This is a genomic window from Nonomuraea turcica, assembly GCF_030718205.1.
GTDB lineage: Bacteria > Actinomycetota > Actinomycetes > Streptosporangiales > Streptosporangiaceae > Nonomuraea.
Window position 1 is genome coordinate 145,314 of sequence record NZ_JAUZQF010000026.1, and the last position, 19,634, is coordinate 164,947.

A 19,634-nucleotide genomic window follows, 5' to 3' on the forward strand; every position below is an offset into this window, starting at 1 on the left:
CGTCTCAGAAGCCGTCACGGTGCGGCACGGCCATGTCGGCGCCGCGCGGGTGCGGATAGGGATCGTTCCCGCGCAGGCCGGCGGTCTGGATCACGCGGCTGATGTCGGTCGGTGTGAGGAGCCCGATGAGGCGCCCGGAGGGGTCGAGCACCACGGCGCGGCCGTCCGCGCAGCCGGTCATGCGGCTCAGCAGGCCGGTCAGCGGCTCCTCCGTGGTGGCCCGCGGCACCTCCTCGGGCGGGCAGGCGATCTCGCGTAGCCGGGTCGTTTCCCGCGCCTCGGGGGCCACCTGCCGGATGCGGTTGAGCGTCACCAGGCCGAGGAATCCGCCATTCTCGTCCACGAGCGGGTACGTGGACAGCCGCCGGCTCATCACCAGCCGCTCGATCAGCCCGGACACGGTCTCGTCGGGGTGGGCGGCAACGGGCTGGGCGGACATCACGTCCCCGACCCGTACCCCATGCAGGGCGGCGCCGAGTTGCGCCTGCTGCTCCTCGGCGGTGGCGGCGTTGACGACGAACAGGCCGATCAGCGCGAGCCAGAGCCCGTCGAGACTGAGCCCGGTGACGATCAGCACAAACCCGAGCGCGATGAGCGCGAACCCGAACACCCGCCCCGCGCGGGCGGCGGCGACGGCGGCCCGCACCCGATCCCGCCACCGCGCCCAGAGCGCGGCACGCAACACGCGGCCGCCGTCCAGAGGCGCGGCCGGGATCAGATTGAACACCGCGAGCAGCACGTTGACCGCGGCCAGGTACGCGAACATCCCGGCCACCAGCGGCGCGCCGGACGTCAGCAGCGCCATGGCGCCGAAGACCACCGCGCAGGCCAGGCTGGCCACCGGACCCACGACGGCGATCTTCAGGTCCGCGGCGGGCGTCCGGGGCTCGCTGCGCAGTTCGGCCACCCCGCCGAGCAGCCACAGCGTGATCTGCGGCACCTCGATGCCGTGGCGCTTGGCCACCAGGGCATGCGCCAACTCGTGCGCGAGCAGGGAGGCCATGAACAACACGGCCGCGCCCAGGCCGGCCAGCAGGTAGACGGCCGTGGAGTGACCGGGGAAGGCGATCGGGAAGCGCCCGAAGGCCAGCCCCGCGACCAGGATCACGACGATGAACAGCACGCTGACGTTGAGCCCGACGACGACCCCGCCGACGCGGCCCAGACGGAACGACGATCGCATCTGCCCACTTCCTTAGCCAACGAGCCGACCAGATCCGGCTACCCGGGTGGTGCTCAAGAAACCTGCCGCCCGTTTCGCGAAGGGCGGCTCGGGTAAGGCGTGATGCTCATGAGGGTCAAGGACAAGGTCGCGCTCGTGGAGGGGGTCATGCGCCGCCTGCGTGCCGCCCGGGCCCAGGTCGACTTCGACTCCTCCGTCAACATGGTGCGAGCGACCGGCCGGTTCCTGCGGGGCAAGGACCACCGGGGCATGTCGGTGGGACCGGGCTCCCGCGTGCTGGCGGCTCTCGCCTCGGCGCCGCCTGCGCGGGTGCGGCGGCTGATGTACCAGGCCATGGGCCTGGTCCAGGGCCTGCCTCCGCACCGGGTGCCGCAGGTCCGCCGCGAGGACCTGGACTACTGGGTGGTCCGGCAGTACGGTCCCGGCCCTTACCCCGCCTTGGTGGTGGGCGCGGCGAGCGGCGCGGCCCTGCATCTGGCCGCCGCGCTGGGCGCGCCCTTCCTGCCGCAGACCACGCTGGTCGCGGTCAGGGACCGGGACACCGATCCGGACGACCCGGTCTCGGCCATGCGCGCGCTCGCCCCGACGGCCCAGCTGATCGCGCAGAACAACCCCGACCTGTCCGTCTACCACATGCACGACCCGGTGCAGGACCGGCCGATGCTGGAGGCGATGGCGTACATGCGGCTCAAGCGGCTGCGCCTCGGCCCCGCCTACGAGCGGTTCCTGGAGGAGCGGCTGGCCGACGGCGGGAGCATCATCCTGCTCGACTGCACCAGGACCTGGCGCTCCACGGGGACCGGGGAACGAACCTGCTTCCAGTTCGGGTGCCTGGGCGGGCTGACGCCTGGACCCCGCCATCGTCCCCGACCTGGAGAAGCTGGCGGAACGGCGCGGCTACCGGCTGCGCAGGCTGACGGTGGCCGGGCCCGAGGATCTCAGCCCCTTCGTCGCCGACTTCTACCGCTGGTGGCATCGTCGCCGTGGCCTGCCCGCCGATCGGCTGGTCGCCGAGTCGTACGTGCAGGCGGACCCGTACTGGGTGCTGCGCACGGCTTCGGTGCCGTTCTGGATGCGGTTCAACTCGGACAACGATTACGAGGAGCTGGAGCGCTACCTCCGGACCGCTCCGCCGTACCGGTCGATTTACCTCAACGTCTTCTCCCAGGGACTCTGGTCGCCCGGGGTCGTGCCGATCCCGCAGTGGGAGGAGCTGATCAGCCGGTACGCCACCGACAAGGCCGAGATCATCGGCGTCGACACGCAGGCCTACCCTGCCGATGCCGGCAGCTCGCTGCGCTACCAGCCCGCCTACCGCGCGCTTCCCGGCCGCCACCCCATGCCGCCGCCGCTCACTCCCGACGCCATCGACGACTTCTTGGCCCAGGCAGGCACGGACTACCTGCTCTCCTGGCGCTGATCCTGGAAAATTGTGAGCTCAGGCGACGGCCAGGGCGCGTTGCATGAGCGTGGTGTCGATCCAGCGGCCGTGCTTGTAGCCGACCTCCGTCAGCCGGCCCGCCTCGGCGAAGCCGAAGCGGCGGTGCAGCTCGATCGAGCGGTCGTCGCCGGCGTCGGCGTCGGCGATCACCGCGATCATGCGGCGCATCCCGGCCGCGATCGACCGGGTCACCAGCTCGCCCAGCAGGGCTCCGCCCAGCCCCCGGCCGGTGTGCTCGGGGGACAGGTAGATCGTGTCCTCCACGGTGTTGCGGTAGGCGGGCTTGGGGCGCCAGGGGCCGGCGTAGGCGTATCCGGCCACCTCGCCGGACACGTCGGCGACGAGGAACGGCAGGCCGCGGTCGGTCAGATCGGCCAGCCTCCTGTGCCAGTCGTCGACGGTCGGCGGCGTCTCCTCGAAGGTGATCACGGTGTTGGTGACGTAGTGGGCGTTGATCTCGGCCACGGCCTTCAGGTCCGCGGGAACCGCCGGGCGGATGACGGCTTGAGGAGACACCACGATGATCGTCTTTCTCTATAGCGAAACCAGATCACATTATAGAGCAGGAAATCGGACGATCCACCGGCGCTGCCACGGGGTCTCGACGGCACGGGGGTGGTGGTGCTCTCTGGTCCAGGTCACGGCGGCGGCGGGGTCCAGCCCGGCCAGCACGGCGAGGCAGGCGATGACCGTCCCGGTGCGGCCGATGCCGCCGCCGCAGGCGACCTCGACCGCCTCCCCCGCCCGCGCCCGCTCATGCAGCGCCCGAATGTGCCGGACGGCCTCGTCGCGGTCGCGCGGGAGCAGGAAGTCGGGCCACTCCACCCAGGTGTGCCGCCACGGCAATGCGCCGTCGTGGCGGCGGCGCAGCCGTCCGGAGCCCAGGTAGAGGCCGAAGCCGGGCACCGGCCCCGCCGGGAGCGGGCGGCGCAGGCCCCGCCCTCGCACCCAGGAGCCGTCCGGCAGTCGGAACGCCCCCACCAGCGGCGGAGCGCCCCCGGCCCCGGCCGACGACCGGCCGCTCATCGCGCCACGCTCGTGTTCATGGTCGCGACCGCTTCGCTCGTGTTCATGGTCGCGACCGCTTCGCTCGTGTTCATGGTCGCGACCGCTTCGCTCGTGTTCATGGTCGCGACCGCTTCGCTCCTCGTTGGCTCGTTCCTCGCTCTCTCGTCGCGAGCTCCTTCGCTTGTCGTCCGGCGGCGGGCACGGTGGCCGGCCACGTTGACGCGGTTGCCGCACAGGTCCGGCGCGCAGTAGGCGCGGCGGCCCCCGCGGCTGGTGTCGACGAACACGCCGCGGCAGCCCGGCGCCGCGCACCGGCGCAAGCGCCCCGCGCCGAGGGCACGCACGGTGCCGAGCACGCCGATGCCGATGAGGGCGGCCAGTTCGGCGGCGAGGGAGGCGTCCGCGACGGTCGGGACGTACCACTGCCAGCCGCCGTCGCCCTCGCGGCGCAGCTCCGGCGCCCGGCCCGCCCAGCCGGCCAGCACTATCGCGCCCGCGACGATCCGCTCCTCCGTCTCGGCCTCCAGCACGAGGCGGACCTCCCGGCGCAGCAGGTGCACCTGGCGCAGGTCGTCGCCATCCGGCAGCCGCCCGCCCGCCAGGGCGTCGGCTCGGACGCCATGCTCGCCCAGGAAGGCCGTCAGCGCGTCCACATCCGGGAGCGCCTCCCCCCGCACGTCAGGCGAGGTGTTGACCAGGCCGGTCGCCACGGCCGCCCCCACCGCGTAGTCGTTGATCGAGATGTTCACGCCCAGCCCTCCGTAAGACTTATAGCCGAACTATAACCCTTACAGCATCCTTGGCTACGATGGGAGTCAGTGAACCTCGAAGCCATGGGCAGGCACATTCAGGAGCTCCGCCGCGACCGCTCCATGACGCTCCAGCAGCTGGCCGACGCGGCCGATGTGAGCGTCAGCATGCTGTCCTCGGTCGAGCGCGGCCACAAGGCGCCCACTATCGTCGTGCTGGCCCGCATCGCCGACGGGCTCGGCGTGCCCCTCGCCGAGCTGGTCGCGCCGCCCGACGACCACCGCGTCGTCGTGCGCCGCGCCGCCGACCAGGAGCACATCGACGAGCCGGGCGGGTGGCACCGGACCATCCTCACGCCGGTGGTGCCCGGGGTGAATTTCGAGTGGATCCGCACCACCCTGCCACCCGGGTGCGACGCGGGGCGGTTCCCCGCGTACGCGGCCGGCTCCCACGAGTACGTGGCCGTCGAGTCCGGCACCCTCCGGCTGACCCTCGGCGACAGAGACCTCGATCTCACCGCGGGCGATTCGGCCTATTTCGCGGCGGATGTCGAGCACGCCTACGCCAATCCAGGCACCGTCCCGTGCACGTACTACGTCGCCGCGCTCATCATGCGCCCCCGAAGGGCCCGCCGTTGACAAATAACTGGACCTCGAGTGAAAAAGAGACGCGAGGCATCTTCTACGACGGGGAGCCGCCGGTTATTGTGCGATGAGGCAAGCCATCGCCTGCGTCCATATCTCCGAAATTCGTCTCCGAATTCCGATCGGTGGGCCTCGCATGCTGGATTTGACGTTCGCCACCCAGTGGCTCCCCGGTGTGAGTGTGATCTCCGTGGCAGGGGAGATCGACACCGCCAACGCCGGTCGGCTCGACCGCCACATCCAGCAGAGCCGGCGAATGCCCGGCGAGCACATGGTGATCGATCTCAGCGAGGCCAGGTTCGTGGGCAGCGCGGGCATGCGCGTCCTGCTCAACACCCACGCCTTCGCCCGCCAGCACGGCGGCACCCTGCATGTGGCCGCGCCTCACCCCAAGGTGGCGCGCTTTATGGACGTCACTCAGGCGAATACCGTTCTGCACGTGCACGCCACCGTCGAGGCGGCTGTGATCGCCGCACTTCAGCGATCCCGCGCAACGGAGGAAACGCTCACGCAAGCGTAAAAGGGGAGTGCCAGAGATTACGGGATAATCCTTCCATAGGACGATGACGCGTCCGCGATCCGGCGCATAGGTTCAAGATCGGTGACCGTCCTCCGAAGGAGCCCTGTGACCAGGTTTCCCGATATCTTGCATCGCGCTCTCTTCAGATCCTTCTCCCTGCTCGGCGCCCGATCCCAGGGAGCCGTCCTCCGTCGTTACTTCGACTGGTGGCACCGCCGGCCCGACCCGTGGCGCCTGTCCACGGACGCGTACGAACAGCACAAATACCAGACCACGCTCGGGCAGCTGCCCGACCCCGCTTATCGTCGGGTCCTGGAGGCCGGCTGCAGCGAGGGCGTCTTCACCGAGCTCCTCGCAGCCACGTACCCGGATGCGGAGATCACCGGCGTCGACATCTCGGAGAAGGCACTCGAACGCGCGCGCCTGCGTAACGAGAAGTTCGCCGGCCGCGTACGTTTCCTGCACGCCGACATCCTCGAGCACGACCTGCGTCCCGGCTTCGACCTGGTGATCTGCGCGGAGACCCTCTATTACGTCGGCGGCGGCGACCGGTTACGGCACGCCTCGCACCGCCTGACCTCGCTGCTGGCGGCCGGCGGGCTGCTCGTCCTCGTGCACCCGTGGCCGGAGGCCACGCGGCTGCACCGGTTCGCCGACGCCGCCCCCGGCCTCTCCAAGATCACCGAACGTGTCGAGCGCAACGTCCAACGCCCCTTCTCGGTGTCGCTCTACCGGGCGGCGGACGAGTCCCGCGCCGTCTCCTGACTACGGATTTCCTCGGATTTCCGGCCGTGGCGCCCGCGTGCTGCCAGCGGCGATAAGGCCGGGATCAGCAACCGCCGGTCGCCGGGATCTTGGGCTTAAGCAGCACTTACTCGCCATTGATCACCCTTGTGTCATCGGGACCCAAGGAGATGACATGGACACGAACGAGCCGCGGCGGCAGGGGTTCCTGCTGACCCGCAAGGCGATCGCGGGGATCGCGCTGGCGGCCGCGACCGCCCTGGGGATGTCGGCGCTCGGCGGGGGCGCGGTGGGCGCGTATGTCGCCGGCGCCGCCCGCCCGGCCCCAACCGCCGGTACGACCACGGCGACCCCGGTGTTCCGCACGGTCGCCGACCAGCTCACGGTGGCGCAGGTGGCGGAGAAGGTGCAGCCGTCGGTCGTGATGATCCAGGGGCAGACGGCCGAGGGCTCCGGCGTGGTGCTGTCGGAGGACGGCCTGATCCTCACCAACAACCACGTCGTGTCCGGCCAGAACTCCCTGACCGTGAAGTTCAACGACGGCAACACGGCCAAGGCGAGCGTGGTGGGCGCCGACCCGGCGACCGACCTCGCCGTCATCCGCGCCGAGGGCGTGAAGGGGCTGGCCAAGGCCACGCTCGGGGACAGCGACCAGGTCAAGGTGGGCGACGAGGTGCTGGCCCTGGGGAGCCCGCTCGGCCTGGACGGGTCGGTGACGTCGGGCATCGTCAGCGCGCTGGACCGTACGGTGACCGTCGGAGGCAGTCCCAACGACCAGCAGCTCCCGCCCGGCTGGAGCCGGCAGGGCGCGGAGAGCGAAACCACCACGCTCGGCGGCATGATCCAGACCGACGCGGCCATCAACCCCGGCAATTCCGGCGGCGCCCTCGTGAACGCGGCCGGCGAGCTCATCGGCATCAACAGTGCGGTGTCCGCCGAGGGTGTCAACCTTGGTTTCGCGATCCCCGTGAACACCGCCAAGCTCGTGTCCGAGCAGCTCATCAGCAAGGGGAAGGTGAGCCACGCGTTCCTCGGCGTGAGCGTCACCGACTCCGCCGGCCAGGCGACCGGCGCGCTGATCAGTCAGGTGACCGAGGGTAGCCCGGCCGACACGGCGGGTCTGAAGCAGGGCGACCTCATCACCAAGATCGGCGAAACCGAGGTCGAGGGCGGCGACACGGTCGTCGGCCAGGTCCGCGGGTTCACGGTGGGCCAGCAGGTGGCCGTCACCTATGTGCGCAACGGCGCGACGCGGACCGTGACCGTCACCATGGAAGAGCAGAAGTGACCGTCAGACGCGGTCGGCGGCGATGAGCAGATATTGGAAGCTCCCGTTCTTGTACGCGTCGAGGAAGGACTGCTCGATACCGGTCGCCAGATGGGTTTTCGCACGCAGCTCCCAATAGGGAATGGTGGCGGCGGTCAGATCCAGAACGCTGATGGGAATGAGGCGGTTGGCCACCATTTCCCGGAAGTAGGTGCTGCGGGAGTGGATGTCGCAGATGTAATGGGCGTTGATCTGGCTGATGGCCCGGGACGGCAGGCCATAGGCGTCGTTGTAGCACCCGGTGATGCAGACGTAGCGGCCGCCACGGCGCAGGAGCCGGGCGTGCTCGGCGAACAGCAGGGCGAGCTCGACGTACATCGTGCTCTCGTTGTTCCAGATCGCCTGGAAGGAGCCGGTCTCGAAGCGGGTGTCGAGCATGTTGCGGAAGTGGAAGCGGACCTTGTCCCCCACGCCGCGCCGCCTGGCCTGCTCGTTGGCGAAGGCCACCTGCGACTCGGAGATGGAGACGCCGTCCACGTGACAGCCGTAGCGCAGGTTGGCGAGGAGACTGGAGCCGCCGCGGCCGGAGCCGGCGTCCATGACCCGGTCCTCGGAACGCAGCGGGCCGAGCCGGGCGATCAGGGTCTCGGCCTGCACCGTCTCGAGCCGGTGCAATTCGGCGACGACGCGTTTCTCCCTGGTCTCCGCGGGGCCTTCCAGGACCGACCAGTCCACGTCTCCGATGCCGTAATGGTGGTGATAGAGGCCGTCCACCTCACCCAGCCGCAAATTGACCGGGTTCCTTTCCTCGTTCCAATAGTCCGCGACGGCATGCTGGTAGAGGCTGTCGAGCACGGGGTTGGCGGTCACCGGGAGCTCCTTTCGAGCGGTGTCATGACTGGTAGCGGCTGGTGCTGCCGTGCCATTCGAGGCATCCGGCCATCCACGCCTGCGCGCCGCGCAGGAAGCGCTTCAGCTCGGGGCAGGGCACGGCCGCCAGCCTGCGCTGGCCGGCCTCGAAGTCCCTGACGAAGTCGTTGTGGAGCGAGACAGCGCGTTCGGTCGCCTCGCGGATTGAGCATTCGTCCTCGGCGGCGATGAGCAGGATCACGTTGGAGTCGGGGAGCTCGTCGGCCGCCTCCCTGGCGACCGAGTGCAGGTCGTTGACGATCACGCTGGCGGTGCCCGCCTGCATGAGCGCGGTGTGGAAGCGCCGGTCGGAGAAGAGGTCGGCGGGCAGCACGTAGCCGCCGACGATGTCGATGAGCGTCATCGAGGTGTAGAAGCTGTCGTGCTGGCGAGCCGCGAGGTAACGCCAGACCGGCGGCGGCGTCTTCAGGTAGCGCCAGGCGGCGTACGCGCACCAGCTCACGTACATCTGGGACGTGATGCCGCACACCCGCATGACCTGCGAAGGGGTCGCGTGGCGGGAGACATGGCTGATGGCCGAGCGCAGCGCGACCAGGACGGGGTCGGCCTTGATCGCCTCCTCCAGCCGGCGGGTGTAGTCGCCTGCGGGCGGCGGCGGGTCCATGGCCGACATCACCAGCGCCAGCCGCGGCGGCAACTCCGTGGGCGTGGCGCCGAGGTCGGTTTCGTCGGCGTAGTAGTCGTCTGCCGCCCACCAGGCGGCGTTCATCTGCGCGGCGACCAGCAGCTCGTCGGGGTCGTCGCTGTCGGCGTGGGCGAGCATGGCCAGCCGTCCGAACCCGGTGTCGCGGAACTCCTCCATCCGCCCCTCGTGCAGGCCGATCCCCTCCGCCCACGCCGCCAGCCGCCGGTCGACCTCCGCGCCGAGGTCGTCGTCGACGCGAACGGTCTCGGGGCAGTAGAGCGGCGGGTACGTCCCGTCGCCCCATTGCCGCTCCCGATAGGCCAAGGGGGCGAGGTCGTAGCGGTGCCCGCCTCCGGGCAGGCCAGGTTCGTGCCCGTCCCCTTCCTCGAAGGCAGGCCCCGGATCCGCGGCCCGGAGGCTGAGCGTGGACGTGCCCAGGCCCGTGGGCAGAGCCGGGAGCCGCAGCGCCGGGGTCGTCTCGTTCGCGGACATGACGCATCTCCTCCGGGGGTCGATGGGATCAGGAGCGCGGGGCGGCGATGTCGACGTTCTCGAGGATGCCGATCGCGTCAGGGACCAGGATGGCCGCCGAGTAGTAGGCGCTGACCAGGTACGACATCACGGCCTGCGGGTCGATGCCCATGAAGCGCACGTTGAGCCCGGGTTCGTACTCCTCGGGGATGCCGGTCTGGTAGAGGCCGACGACGCCCTGGTCGTCCTCGCCCGTCCGCATGGCCACGATCGAGGTGGTGTGCCGGCCGCTGATCGGGATCTTGCCGCACGGGAAGATCGGGATGCCTCGCCACGCGGGAATCTCGTGGCCGTTGACCTCGGTGCTGCCGGGGACCAGGCCGCGTCTGTTGCACTCGCGGAAGAACGCGGCGATCGCCTTGGGGTGGGCGAGCAGCAGGCGGGTCTTGCGGCGCATGCTGATCAGGTCGTCCAGGTCGTCGGGGGTCGGCGGCCCCGACCAGGTGGCGATGCGCTGGCCGTAGTCGGCGTTGTGGAGCAGCCCGAACTCGCGGTTGTTGAGCAGCTCCCACTCCTCGCGCTCGCGGATCTCGTGGATGGTCAGGCGCAGCTGCTCCTCCAGCTGGTTCATCGGCTCGTTGTAGAGGTCGGCCACGCGGGTGTGGACGCGCAGGATCGTCTGGGCGACGCTGAGGGGGTATTCGCGGGGATGGAGGTCGTAGTCGACGAACGTGCCGTTGATGACCGGCTCGCCCATGTGACCGGCGGCGATGTCGACCGCCGCCTCGCCGCGGCGGTTGACCGGCTTGCGCAGGACCGCCTGATAACGCTCGACCTGCGCACGCAGGGCGGGCGAGCTGCCGGTGATCCGCTGGAACTCCGCCAGCGGCGACACCAGGATCGTCCCCGCGGTGGCCGCCCTGACCGTATACGCCCAGCGCGGGTCCTCCTTGCCGACGGCCTCGTCACCGAACTGCTCGCCGTCGGCGATGACGCCGAGGGCGAGCGGGGCACCGTACGGGCCGGTGGCGAGCCGCTCGAGGCGAGCGTGGGCGATCACGTAGGTGCCGGTGATGGGGGCGCCGGCCTCGACGACGACCTCGCCGGCCTGGACCTCCCGTGGCGTGAACGTCGCGGCGATGGCCGACAGCACGTCCGCGTCCGCGAAGCCGCGCAGCAGGGGCAGCTCCGCGAGCGTCTCCGGGATGATGCGCACGTCGTCCGCCCCGTGCTGCGCCACGCTCACCCGGCCCCGCCCGACCCGGTGCGTCAGCCTGCGGTTGACCCGATAGGTGCCGCCGCGCACGTCCACCCAGGGCAACATGCGCAGCAGCCACCGGGAGGTGATGGCCTGCATCTGGGGACGGGTCTTGGTGGTGGTGGCCAGGTTGCGTGCGGCCCGGACGTCCAGGCTCGACCGCGCATCCGTGGAAGGCATGTTCCCTCGCAATCACCGCTTGGGCCTGTCTCACTACCGAACGTATTCATGCGAGTACGATCCGTAGAGTTACCTGATGGCGAGGGAATGCTTACGGCGGGCTAACCGCCGGCGACGTCGCGGATCGCGGCGATGACCAGCTCAGGCTGGAAGGCCTGCACGTAGTGCTCGGCGGTGGTGGCGACCACCAGGCGGCCGCGGCCGGACAGCGTGGCCAGGCGGCGGGCCCGGTCGACCGCGGTGGCAGGCTGCCCCGCGGGGATGATGACCACGACCGGTCGATCCCCCCATGCCCCCGGCCGTACCGTCGCGCTGACCTGCGCGGCGCTTTCCAGGCTGGACCAGGCCTCGGCCCGCGCGGCATCCATGCTCCCGCCCCCGTAGACCACGGGAGCATGGGCCCGCGCCACGGCGGTGGCCTCGGCCGGCACCAGGGCGTCGCCGGCCAGCCGCAGCAGGCCGGCGCGCGCCAGCAGGCCGAAGCCGGTGAACTGGGTCGCGATCAGCGGACGGGACACCGCCAGCGCGTCGTCGGCGGTCTCGTCGGTGACGTCGATCAACACCAGGGCGGCGGTCAGGTCCGGCCAGCGGTCGGCGAAGATCCGCACGATGGTGCCGCCGTAGGAGTGGGCGGCCAGCACGTACGGGCCGCGTTCCCCGGCCGCGGCGAGCAGGGCGTGCAGTTCCGCTGCGGCCTGCGAGGCCGTACGCGGCCCCGGGCCGTCCTCGCTCCAGGCATAGCCGGCCCGGTCGTAAGAGCACACGCGGGAGCCGCCGGAGAGCCGGCGCTGGATGTCGTCCCAGCTCGCGCTCGACTCGGCGAGCCCGGCTTCCAGCACGATCGTGGGCGTGCCGGCTCCCGTACAGGTGATGTGCAGACGGTGCTCCCCCACGCGGACAAGCCTGCCCGGCGCGGGATGCCGGGTGCCGTCCCCCTGGCGGGCGAGGCTCTCGTAGCCGAACCCCGCGACCACCGTCAGCGCGACCAAGGCCGCGAACCACAGGACGACCCTGCGCAACCACCGTGTTCTCACTCCACGAATCTAGGAGCGCGATCGCCGCGTTTCCTCGTCCCGGCGAGCGAACCCCGTCTGGGACCAGGACCCCAGGCCACATCCACCACAAGGAGGAGCCGCGCCGGGGGTAGGGCCTGCCGGTGTCAGGCGCCCAGATCCCGGACCACGTTGTCCAGCCGATCTGCCAGGTCCTCGAGGACCCGGTCGGTGAGGCCACTGTCCGGGAGGTGGGCCAGGACCTCGTCACGGCGGGCGATGACCAGCCTCTTGTGCGCGTCGTCCACCTCGGCGGCCGGCATGACCAGGCAATCGCCGCGCACGTAGACCAGCGTGGCGTCGGTGTCCCTCGACTCCAGCAGCCGCCGGACGCACTCACGGTCGATGAGCCGCGTCAGTTCAGGATGGTGCTTCATGCCGTTCTCCTCACCCAGGCGACAGGCCTGAAACCCGGCTCATCCGAACGTCGGGGGCCCGCCGTCGTCACGGGCCCGCCGCACGCCGAACACGACCAAGTACGCGGCCGCGCCCAGCGCCACGACGGCCGGCGGGATCGCCAGCGCCGCCTGCCCGGCCAGCAGTGCCCACATGGCCAGCACCACCCCGGCGAGCAGGGCGAGGGCGGCCGCCAGCAGGCGCATACCGAGGACGTTCGAGGGCGGCGGCGACTTCGGCCAACTGGCCCGGCCGGCGCCGGCCACACCCGGCACGCCAGTGTCGCTCACCTTCCCCGGGCCACGGGGCGGCGGCTCGCGCAGCACCGGAGCGAAGAACTCGTCGTCCGGGTCGTCGTGTGATTTCTTCTTCATCGGGATCAGTCCAGTTCGCGCAGGAAAGGCGTGACGACGTCGTTCAGCTCCGCCACGAGCGCTTCCAGCGAGGCCTGGGCGTCGTCCAGGTTCGGCAGCCCGTCGGCCCGCGCCCGGGTGGGCGTCGGCAGCCGGTCGGCCGCCAGCGGCACCCGCAGCTCCAGAGTGGTCAGCGCGGTCGGCCGCTCGTACGGCGGCGCCACGTACGCCGGGTCGTCCCCGTTCTGCCGGTGCCAGGTGGACCAGCCGTCGGGCAGCGGGAATGGAGCCGGGACCGCGAGCTCGACCACGGCCAGCGGGCCGCGCGTCTCCTCCGCACGGTGGCAGGTCGCGTCGAGCACGCGGGGGTGACAGCGCACGTAGGCCGATTCGGCCATCGGGCGCGTAGCGACCTCCCACGCGCCCAGCGCGAAGTGCAGCGGGTCCAGCGTGATCCCGCCCGACCCCGGCTCGCCTTCCGCGGCCGTGAAGACGTGCCGCCACTTGCGCAGCTGCTCCCCGTAGCGCTCCTGGGTGCCCTCGTGCGCGGCGTCGATCCAGAACGCCTGGGTCCCGGCCATGCGCCTCCCCCGTGCTCGCTCGGTCAGCCCTTGATCTGGATGCGACGGGAGCGGCCCCGCTCGGTCTTGGGCACCCGCAGCGTCAGCACGCCGTCGTGCAGCTCACCGTCGATCTTCTCCGGGTCGGCGTCGGTCGGCAGGATCGTGCGGTAGACGAACTTCCCGGTACGCCGCCGGAGCATATTCCCCTTGTCCTTCTCCTCCTCGTTGATCTCCCCCGAGATGCACAGCTCGTTGCCGTTGACCTCGACGTTGACGTCCTCGCGCTTGAGTCCGGGCAGCTCGGTGCGCACGACGTACGCCTCCGGCGTCTCCTCGGTCTCGGCGAGCGGCCGCCAGCCGGTGATATCGGTCTCGGCACTCTGCTCGAACAGCCGCCCCATCTGATCCCACAACTGCTGGAACTCCGTGAAGGGATCCCACGACCGGGCCGGCCAGGCACCGCCCAACGGAACGGGTGCCCGATTTCGCCTCATGGGCAGACCCATCACTCTCACCTCCGTGACCCCAGGAACTGATCGTCCCTGCTTGCTTCATTCATTGCGCCTCTACCCCCGCGACTGCCCGCAAACGACGTGACGCTGCGATTGCATGACGGACTGGCGAACGACGCCCCAACGCTGACATACCCGGCGGCGACCTCCTTACGACCCATGTCAGGACTCGATCAACACCTCTCGTACCGCGCGGCAATTCCGTGCGGCCGGGTGACGCGCCGGGGCCCCGGCCGCCGCCACCCCTCCCACCTGCTCGATTACTGTGAGTGATCACACGTCATTGAGCAGGTGGGAGGGGATCCACCATGGCAGAGGAACCCAGGATCGACGTCGAGATCAACGCCAGGACCATCGAGAGCAGCCTGACCCCGGAGCAGGTCCAGCGGGTGGCGAGCGCGCTCGGCGACCCGGGGGTGTGGTTCGCCACCCCGCCGGCGCCGAGCTCCGGCGCGGGCGAGGCGGCCAGGCCCGACTTCGTGTGGGAGCTCGTGGGCGACAAGCCGCATCGGGGGCACATCGCGACCGGCCGGGCCCACGTCTACCTGGCGGAGGCACACTCCGCGCTGGCCCGGCCGCTGATCTTCGCCGACGGCTTCAACTACGGGCCCAGCGACCTGAACGCGATGTGGCGGCATTTCAACGCCCCGTACGAGAAGGGTGTCCCCGGCCTCCTCGACCAGTTGCGGACGTTGGGCATCGACGTCGTGTTGCTGGGCTTCGACCAGCGGCAGACCTACATGCAGGCCAACGCGGGCGTGGCGGTCGCGTGCGTCCTGCGGGCGCTGGCCGAGCGGCAGGGCGACACCCCGCTGGTGGTCGGCGGGGCCAGCATGGGCGGCCTGGTCACCCGCTACGCACTGGCCCGCATGGAGAGCGAGCGCATCGACCACCAGACCGACAAGTACTTCTCCTACGACACCCCGCACCTCGGCGCCTGGATCCCGCTGGTGCTCCAGCAACTGGCCTACCTGCACGAGTCGCTGCAGCCGCGGCACGACGGGGCCGGGCAGGCCGAGCTGATCCGCAGCCCGGCGGCGCAGCAGCTGCTGTGGGCCTGGGCCGAGAGCGCGAGCTACTCGGGCCAGGTGACCGCCAGTCCGCTGCGGAAGGAGTTCCTGGACGATCTCCGCAGAATCGGGTGGTTCCCGATGCGGCCCTACAAGCTGGGCCTGGCCAACGGGACCGGCGACGGCAGTGGACCGCATCTGAAGCCCGGCACGCCCGTTCTCGACCTGGGCGAAGGGCCGCTGCGACTGGTCGCCAGGATCCAACCCGACATGGGCGAGCTGCGGAACGTCGGCGCGATCGGCTTCGGCGAGCCGGTGTGGACGAGCGCGACCTCGCACGTGGCCGCGTTCGACGGGGCGCCCGGCGGGACTCTGGACGCGTTCGGGCGGGTCGCCGACGCGATGGGACTGCCCGTCCAGGACCGCTTCCGCGGCACCTGCTTCGTCCCGTCGGTCAGCGCGGTCGCGCTGGCCAGGGATCCGCGCCACTGGCAGGCCGACCTCTACACCGACCTGCGGGAGCTGTCCAAGGACGACACGTTCCTCGACACGTTCTGCTGCGACACCGGCAACCACCCCCACGGTGCGGTCTCCAAGGCGCTGGTCGAGTGGTTCGTGGCGCAGCTGGCCGGCTGGTGAGCGGCCCCTGAGGGGGTGCCGGCTCGGCGGAGCCGGCACCCGGCGCCTCAGCGGTTGCCTCGGTGCACGACCAGGAGCTGGTCGCGGGTGGCGTTCTTGTCGCGGTAGGCGATGGCGGCCGGCGCCTCGGCGCTGTGGTGTGCGGACAGCCGCTCATCGGGGCTCCAGCTGGAGCCGTCGAAGGAGGCCCACCACAGGCTCTGGTCCGACGCGCCGCGGTGCACGACGTAGAGCCGGTCCTTGTAGACGGCCAAAGCCGGGCCCTCGGCGGCGAAATGGCCGGGCAGCCGCTGGTCGGCGCTCCAGCTCGAGCCGTCCCAGCGGGTCCACCACAGAGACGTGTCCTCGCCGGCGCCGCGGTGCACACAGTAGAGGTGGCCCCTGTACGCCGCCAACGCCGGGTTGGACCGGCTGGCGTGGCCGGACAAACGCTGGTCGGCGCTCCACTTGGCGCCGTCCCAGACGGTCCACCAAAGGTTGTCGTCGTCGCCGCCCCGGTGCACGCAGTAGAGCTGCCCGTCGTAGGCCGCCAACGCCGGCGCGCTCGCGCTGAAGTGCTTGGGCAGCTTGACGTCCTGGCTCCACTTGGAGCCGTCCCACCGTGTCCACCAAAGATTGTCGTCGCCGCCGCCGCGGTGCACGCAGTAAAGCTGCCCGTCGTACGCCGCCAACGCCGGCGCGCTCGCGCTGAAGTGCTTGGGGAAGCGCTGGTCCTCACTCCACCCCTGCTCCGCGTCGTAGGCCGTCCACCACAGGGCGGAGTCGCCGTCGTTGCCGCGGTGGGCGACGTAGAGCCGGTCCTTGAACTCGGCGACGGCCGGTCCCGAGGCCGTGAAATGATCGACGAACCGCTGGTCGTCGCTCCACCCCTCGCCGGGCTCATAGACCGCCCACCACAGCCGGGCGTCGCCGTCGGGCGCGCCGCCCACGCGGACCGGGATGAGCGCGGCGGGCGTGGTCCACGACGAGACCAGCTTGACGCCGTACGGCTGGGCGATCGAGGTGATCCAGTCGGCCTTGCCCTTGACCGACCGCTCGACGATCGGCGCGAGCCAGCCGCCGAGCACGATGCCCGCGAGCTCACCGATCGCCTTCGAGATCTCGGCGGCGCGCACCCCGCCGTTCTCGTTGAGGCTGATCTCAAAGCCCCACCATCTGGCGACCGGCCAGACGTCGGCGCCGAGGGCACGCAGCTCGCTCTGCACCCGGCGGACGCGGTCCTGGTCCTTGAGATCCAGCTCGGCGATCTGGCGTTCGCTCTCCCCCTTGGCCGCCAGCCACTCAGCCTCGGCGGCCGCACGGCCGGCGAGGTCGTCCTTCTCCAGCAGCTCGATCTCCACGGCCAAGTCGACCGCCGCAGCGGCCACCGGGTCGTCCTGCGCGTGCAGCAGCGGCTCCTCGGCCTCGGTGCCGATCTCCTCTGCGATTTCTGCCCTGTCAGCCGTGGTGTCGTCGTCGTTCATTTCATCCCCCCGGTACGGGCCGCTCCTTTTGGGACGCGCCCGCACGATGCGTACATGCACGAACGTGACACATAGTAACTGTGCGTGTCGGCATGAATACGCTGGGGTTGGACGGTGGGCCAGGTAAAGGTCCTATCCGGCCCACACCGGTTGTCCCGCTACGTCAGCCGTGCCGTTCCTTGTATCCGGCCTGCGCCTCGGTCAGCTTCGCCGCGAACTGGTCCAGGAAGTCCTTGGCGCTCAGCTCGCCGAGCAGCACCTTCTGGAACAGCGGCTCCGCCCAGGTCTTGGTGATCTCGTTGAACTCCGGCAGGTGGTAGGGCATCTGCACGACCTTGGTGGCCGGGTCGTTCATCACCCGCTGTGCCTCGACGATGTGCGGGGCCTGGTTGCTCTGCGCCTCGGTGTTGGCCGGGATGACACCGGTCTTCTCCGCGATGTAGCCGCCCATGTCCTTCGAGGTGAGGAACTCGGCGAGCTTGAACGCCGCGTCCTTGTTCTCGCCCGCCGCGAAGACGCCGACGCCGCCGACGGGGTTGGACAGCACGGCCTGGGTGCCGGAGTCGGACTTCGGCACCGAGAACGAGGCCACCTTCTCGGCTCCCAGGGCCTTCATGTGGTCCTGGTAGGAGCCCAGGTTGTGCTGCATGACGGCGATGCTGCCCGCCGTGTCGAACTGGGCGACCATCTTGACGTAGTCGTTCTGCAGGTCGCCCTCGGGCGTGTTCTTCTTGTAGAGACCGGCGTACTTCTCCAGCGCCGTCACATTGCGCGGGGCGTTGATCGTGGACTTGCCCGCGGCGTCGAAGAACTCCGTGACGCCGGACTGACCGTAGACGACCTCCAGCATCTGGGCGATCGAGCCGGCGCCGCCGCGGATGGTGAAGCCGAACCGGTTCTCCTTGGCATTGGTCAGCTTGTCCACCGCCGTGAAGAACTCGCTCCACGTCTTCGGCGGCTCCAGCCCGGCCTCCTTGAACCAGTCCTTGCGGTACCAGAACGCGCCCGCGTTCGTGGACAGCGGGAAGATGTAGGTCTTCCCGTCCGGCACCACGTTCTTGACGGTGGTCAGCAGCGCCTCGTTGAACTTGCCATTCAAGGCGGGATTCGCGGCGATGCGCTGGTCCACCGGTTCGAGCGCCTTCTGCGCGACGAGGTTGCCCAGCCCGGAGGTGGAGATGTCGGCCACGTCCGGCACGCCGCCGCCGGCGATGGCCGTGTCGAGCTTCTGCGGCGCCTGGGCGATGGGGACGCCCACATATTTGACCTTGATGGTCGGGTTGGCCTTCTCGAACTCGGCGATCGCGTGCTGCCAGATCGGCGTACGGGACGGCCCGGCGTTGGTGTCCCAGAAGGTGATCTCGGTCTTGCCGCCTGAGCCCGCGTCCGAGCCGCATCCGGCCAGCACGGCCAGTACGGCTACGGCCAGGAACGCGCCCGGCACCACACGTCGTCTCATTGGCTCCTACCTTTCGATGTCCACGGTGAACGCGTCGAAGATCGCCTGGCCGGTCCCGCTGCCCGTGGCGAACAGGCCGATGACGGCGCCGACCCATCGGCCCTGCGTGGCCTGGAAGGGCTCGCCGACCTTGCGCGGGCCGTCCCCGGTGTCGGCCAGGAACGTGACGAGGGCGCCTTCCCCGATCTGCGCGCCGATGGTGATGGGCGCGCCCGCCTCGACGGGCACGGGCTCGGCATCCCCGCAGACCAGGCGGGCGCCGTCCGGGGTGCTCTCCAGCGCGACGCAGGCGTAGGTGTCGCCGACCACGGCCAGGCCTGCACGGCCCTCGCCCTCGAGAGTCACAGTGGTGGTAACCGTGCAGGGGTCGCCGGGCAGCCGCTGCCCGAGCACGGACGGGCGCTGCCTGAGGTCGTCCGGTCCGGGCACGCAGGCCAGGCGCAGCGTGCCGTCGCGCAGCTCCCACCAGGACGGATGGGGGTTGGCCTGCCAGCTCCACTGCAGCCCCAGCTCGGGTCCGGAGAAGTCGTCGGAGGTGGCGGGCCTGCCGAGGGCACCGCCGGGGACCGGCATGGGCCCGCCCGGCACCGGCTCGCCGTCGACGCCCATGACCGGCCAGCCGTCGTTCCACGCCATGGGCTGCAGGTGGACGACCCGGCCGTAGGGTCCGCGGTCCTGGAAGTGCATGAACCAGTGCTCGCCGGACGGGGTGTCCACCCAGCCGCCCTGGTGCGGGCCGTTGACGTCGGTGCCGCCCTGCCGCAGCACGATGCGGTCCTCGTACGGGCCGAAGACCGACTCGGCGCGGAACACCGACTGCCAGCCGTTCTCCACGCCGCCCGCCGGCGCGAAGATCCAGTAGACGCCGTCGCGTTTGTACAGCTTGGGGCCCTCCAGCGTGCGGTAGCCCGGCAGCAGGTCGGCGTCGATGATCAGCGTGCCGTCGTCCAGCACGGTGCGGGCGTCGGGCGACATGCGGTGCAGGGTGAGCCGGTTGTTGATCCCGGCGCGGCTCCTGGCCCAGCCGTGCACCAGGTACGCCTGCCCGTCGTCGTCCCACAACGGGCACGGGTCGATCAGCCCGAGCCCGGGCTTGACCACGTGCGGCTCGCTCCACGGGCCGCGCGGGTCCTCGGCGCTGACCTGGCAGATGCCCACGTCCGGGT

Annotated in this window: 22 protein-coding genes; 6 read left to right on the plus strand and 16 right to left on the minus strand. The window is 70.5% G+C overall.

From position 1 onward, the window contains the following. Window positions 1–4: 4 nt before the first annotated feature. Complete coding sequence (locus tag Q9G87_RS47645) at window positions 5–1,183, minus strand: site-2 protease family protein (RefSeq protein WP_305923286.1); 1,179 nt, start codon at window positions 1,181–1,183, stop codon at window positions 5–7. 428 nt (window positions 1,184–1,611) lie between these two features. Then, window positions 1,612–1,752, minus strand: a complete 141-nt coding sequence (locus tag Q9G87_RS47650; RefSeq protein ID WP_305923287.1) for a hypothetical protein — start codon at window positions 1,750–1,752, stop codon at window positions 1,612–1,614. 350 nt (window positions 1,753–2,102) lie between these two features. Between Q9G87_RS47650 and Q9G87_RS47655 the strand changes: the two genes are divergently transcribed. After that, entirely contained in the window at window positions 2,103–2,603 is a 501-nt protein-coding gene (locus tag Q9G87_RS47655) for a hypothetical protein (RefSeq protein WP_305923288.1), read from the plus strand. An 18-nt stretch (window positions 2,604–2,621) separates the two neighbouring features. Here the strand turns inward: Q9G87_RS47655 and Q9G87_RS47660 are convergent, their stop codons facing one another. Genes Q9G87_RS47660 through Q9G87_RS47670 form a run of 3 tightly spaced genes read right to left on the minus strand, consistent with a single transcriptional unit; the run spans window position 2,622 to window position 4,381 of the window. Beyond that, window positions 2,622–3,140, minus strand: a complete 519-nt coding sequence (locus tag Q9G87_RS47660) for a GNAT family N-acetyltransferase (protein ID WP_305923289.1) — start codon at window positions 3,138–3,140, stop codon at window positions 2,622–2,624. Between the two features lie 39 nt (window positions 3,141–3,179). Then, window positions 3,180–3,650, minus strand: a complete 471-nt coding sequence (locus Q9G87_RS47665) for a protein-tyrosine phosphatase family protein (RefSeq protein WP_305923290.1) — start codon at window positions 3,648–3,650, stop codon at window positions 3,180–3,182. Beyond that, complete coding sequence (locus tag Q9G87_RS47670) at window positions 3,647–4,381, minus strand: CGNR zinc finger domain-containing protein (RefSeq protein WP_305923291.1); 735 nt, start codon at window positions 4,379–4,381, stop codon at window positions 3,647–3,649. Before Q9G87_RS47670 ends, Q9G87_RS47665 begins: the two co-directional genes overlap by 4 nt. 69 nt (window positions 4,382–4,450) lie before the next feature. On the opposite strand from Q9G87_RS47670, the gene Q9G87_RS47675 reads away from it, so the two are divergent. The 4 genes from Q9G87_RS47675 to Q9G87_RS47690 all read left to right on the plus strand — a co-directional run bounded on the left by Q9G87_RS47675 (window position 4,451) and on the right by Q9G87_RS47690 (window position 7,578). After that, window positions 4,451–5,020, plus strand: coding sequence for a helix-turn-helix domain-containing protein (locus Q9G87_RS47675; RefSeq protein ID WP_305923292.1), 570 nt, complete (start codon window positions 4,451–4,453; stop codon window positions 5,018–5,020). Window positions 5,021–5,093: 73 nt separating this feature from the next. After that, entirely contained in the window at window positions 5,094–5,546 is a 453-nt protein-coding gene (locus Q9G87_RS47680) for an STAS domain-containing protein (RefSeq protein ID WP_305923293.1), read from the plus strand. A 105-nt stretch (window positions 5,547–5,651) separates the two neighbouring features. Further along, a complete protein-coding gene (locus tag Q9G87_RS47685; RefSeq protein ID WP_305923294.1) occupies window positions 5,652–6,311 on the plus strand; it encodes a class I SAM-dependent methyltransferase in 660 nt (219 codons plus the stop codon). Window positions 6,312–6,465: 154 nt separating this feature from the next. Beyond that, window positions 6,466–7,578: a S1C family serine protease gene (locus Q9G87_RS47690; protein WP_305923295.1), complete on the plus strand. Its 1,113-nt coding sequence runs from the start codon at window positions 6,466–6,468 to the stop codon at window positions 7,576–7,578. Between the two features lie 3 nt (window positions 7,579–7,581). Here the strand turns inward: Q9G87_RS47690 and Q9G87_RS47695 are convergent, their stop codons facing one another. From Q9G87_RS47695 to Q9G87_RS47730, 8 genes are all read right to left on the minus strand, one after another. Next, window positions 7,582–8,427, minus strand: coding sequence for a geranyl diphosphate 2-C-methyltransferase (locus Q9G87_RS47695; RefSeq protein ID WP_305923296.1), 846 nt, complete (start codon window positions 8,425–8,427; stop codon window positions 7,582–7,584). Window positions 8,428–8,449: 22 nt separating this feature from the next. Beyond that, window positions 8,450–9,604: a family 2 encapsulin nanocompartment cargo protein terpene cyclase gene (locus tag Q9G87_RS47700; protein ID WP_305923297.1), complete on the minus strand. Its 1,155-nt coding sequence runs from the start codon at window positions 9,602–9,604 to the stop codon at window positions 8,450–8,452. A gap of 28 nt (window positions 9,605–9,632) precedes the next feature. Next, complete coding sequence (locus Q9G87_RS47705) at window positions 9,633–11,021, minus strand: family 2B encapsulin nanocompartment shell protein (RefSeq protein WP_305923298.1); 1,389 nt, start codon at window positions 11,019–11,021, stop codon at window positions 9,633–9,635. Between the two features lie 101 nt (window positions 11,022–11,122). After that, window positions 11,123–12,055 (minus strand): alpha/beta fold hydrolase, encoded by a 933-nt coding sequence (locus tag Q9G87_RS47710; RefSeq protein WP_305923299.1) that lies wholly within the window; start codon window positions 12,053–12,055, stop codon window positions 11,123–11,125. A 125-nt stretch (window positions 12,056–12,180) separates the two neighbouring features. After that, window positions 12,181–12,450, minus strand: a complete 270-nt coding sequence (locus Q9G87_RS47715) for a hypothetical protein (protein ID WP_305923300.1) — start codon at window positions 12,448–12,450, stop codon at window positions 12,181–12,183. Window positions 12,451–12,489: 39 nt separating this feature from the next. After that, window positions 12,490–12,843 carry a hypothetical protein gene (locus Q9G87_RS47720; protein ID WP_305923301.1) on the minus strand — a complete coding sequence of 118 codons (354 nt, stop codon included), beginning with the start codon at window positions 12,841–12,843 and terminating at the stop codon, window positions 12,490–12,492. 5 nt (window positions 12,844–12,848) lie between these two features. Beyond that, entirely contained in the window at window positions 12,849–13,403 is a 555-nt protein-coding gene (locus Q9G87_RS47725; RefSeq protein ID WP_305923302.1) for a hypothetical protein, read from the minus strand. A gap of 23 nt (window positions 13,404–13,426) precedes the next feature. After that, the gene (locus Q9G87_RS47730; RefSeq protein WP_305923303.1) at window positions 13,427–13,879 is read right to left on the minus strand and encodes an Hsp20/alpha crystallin family protein; all 453 of its coding nucleotides are present in this window, start codon (window positions 13,877–13,879) and stop codon (window positions 13,427–13,429) included. A 326-nt stretch (window positions 13,880–14,205) separates the two neighbouring features. On the opposite strand from Q9G87_RS47730, the gene Q9G87_RS47735 reads away from it, so the two are divergent. Beyond that, entirely contained in the window at window positions 14,206–15,546 is a 1,341-nt protein-coding gene (locus Q9G87_RS47735) for a lipase family protein (protein ID WP_305923304.1), read from the plus strand. 47 nt (window positions 15,547–15,593) lie between these two features. Here Q9G87_RS47735 and Q9G87_RS47740 read toward each other — a convergent pair whose 3' ends face one another. The 3 genes from Q9G87_RS47740 to Q9G87_RS47750 form a co-directional block, all read right to left on the minus strand. Then, a complete protein-coding gene (locus tag Q9G87_RS47740; protein ID WP_305923305.1) occupies window positions 15,594–17,009 on the minus strand; it encodes a hypothetical protein in 1,416 nt (471 codons plus the stop codon). Window positions 17,010–17,172: 163 nt separating this feature from the next. Beyond that, a complete protein-coding gene (locus tag Q9G87_RS47745) occupies window positions 17,173–18,468 on the minus strand; it encodes an ABC transporter substrate-binding protein (RefSeq protein WP_305923306.1) in 1,296 nt (431 codons plus the stop codon). A gap of 6 nt (window positions 18,469–18,474) precedes the next feature. Further along, window positions 18,475–19,634: family 43 glycosylhydrolase (locus Q9G87_RS47750; RefSeq protein ID WP_305923307.1), on the minus strand; the 1,160-nt coding region annotated here is incomplete at its 5' end.

Bases quoted from the DNA above. Each gene is read 5' to 3' on its own strand.
- Q9G87_RS47645 (WP_305923286.1), bottom strand. From the start codon at position 1,183: ATGCGATCGTCGTTCCGTCTGGGCCGCGTCGGCGGGGTCGTCGTCGGG.
- Q9G87_RS47650 (WP_305923287.1), bottom strand. From the start codon at position 1,752: ATGGCCGAGACCGGGTCGTCCGGATCGGTGTCCCGGTCCCTGACCGCG.
- Q9G87_RS47665 (WP_305923290.1), bottom strand. From the start codon at position 3,650: ATGAGCGGCCGGTCGTCGGCCGGGGCCGGGGGCGCTCCGCCGCTGGTG.
- Q9G87_RS47680 (WP_305923293.1), top strand. From the start codon at position 5,094: ATGAGGCAAGCCATCGCCTGCGTCCATATCTCCGAAATTCGTCTCCGA.
- Q9G87_RS47690 (WP_305923295.1), top strand. From the start codon at position 6,466: ATGGACACGAACGAGCCGCGGCGGCAGGGGTTCCTGCTGACCCGCAAG.
- Q9G87_RS47700 (WP_305923297.1), bottom strand. From the start codon at position 9,604: ATGTCCGCGAACGAGACGACCCCGGCGCTGCGGCTCCCGGCTCTGCCC.
- Q9G87_RS47705 (WP_305923298.1), bottom strand. From the start codon at position 11,021: ATGCCTTCCACGGATGCGCGGTCGAGCCTGGACGTCCGGGCCGCACGC.
- Q9G87_RS47715 (WP_305923300.1), bottom strand. From the start codon at position 12,450: ATGAAGCACCATCCTGAACTGACGCGGCTCATCGACCGTGAGTGCGTC.
- Q9G87_RS47720 (WP_305923301.1), bottom strand. From the start codon at position 12,843: ATGAAGAAGAAATCACACGACGACCCGGACGACGAGTTCTTCGCTCCG.
- Q9G87_RS47725 (WP_305923302.1), bottom strand. From the start codon at position 13,403: ATGGCCGGGACCCAGGCGTTCTGGATCGACGCCGCGCACGAGGGCACC.
- Q9G87_RS47730 (WP_305923303.1), bottom strand. From the start codon at position 13,879: ATGAGGCGAAATCGGGCACCCGTTCCGTTGGGCGGTGCCTGGCCGGCC.
- Q9G87_RS47735 (WP_305923304.1), top strand. From the start codon at position 14,206: ATGGCAGAGGAACCCAGGATCGACGTCGAGATCAACGCCAGGACCATC.
- Q9G87_RS47740 (WP_305923305.1), bottom strand. From the start codon at position 17,009: ATGAACGACGACGACACCACGGCTGACAGGGCAGAAATCGCAGAGGAG.
- Q9G87_RS47745 (WP_305923306.1), bottom strand. From the start codon at position 18,468: ATGAGACGACGTGTGGTGCCGGGCGCGTTCCTGGCCGTAGCCGTACTG.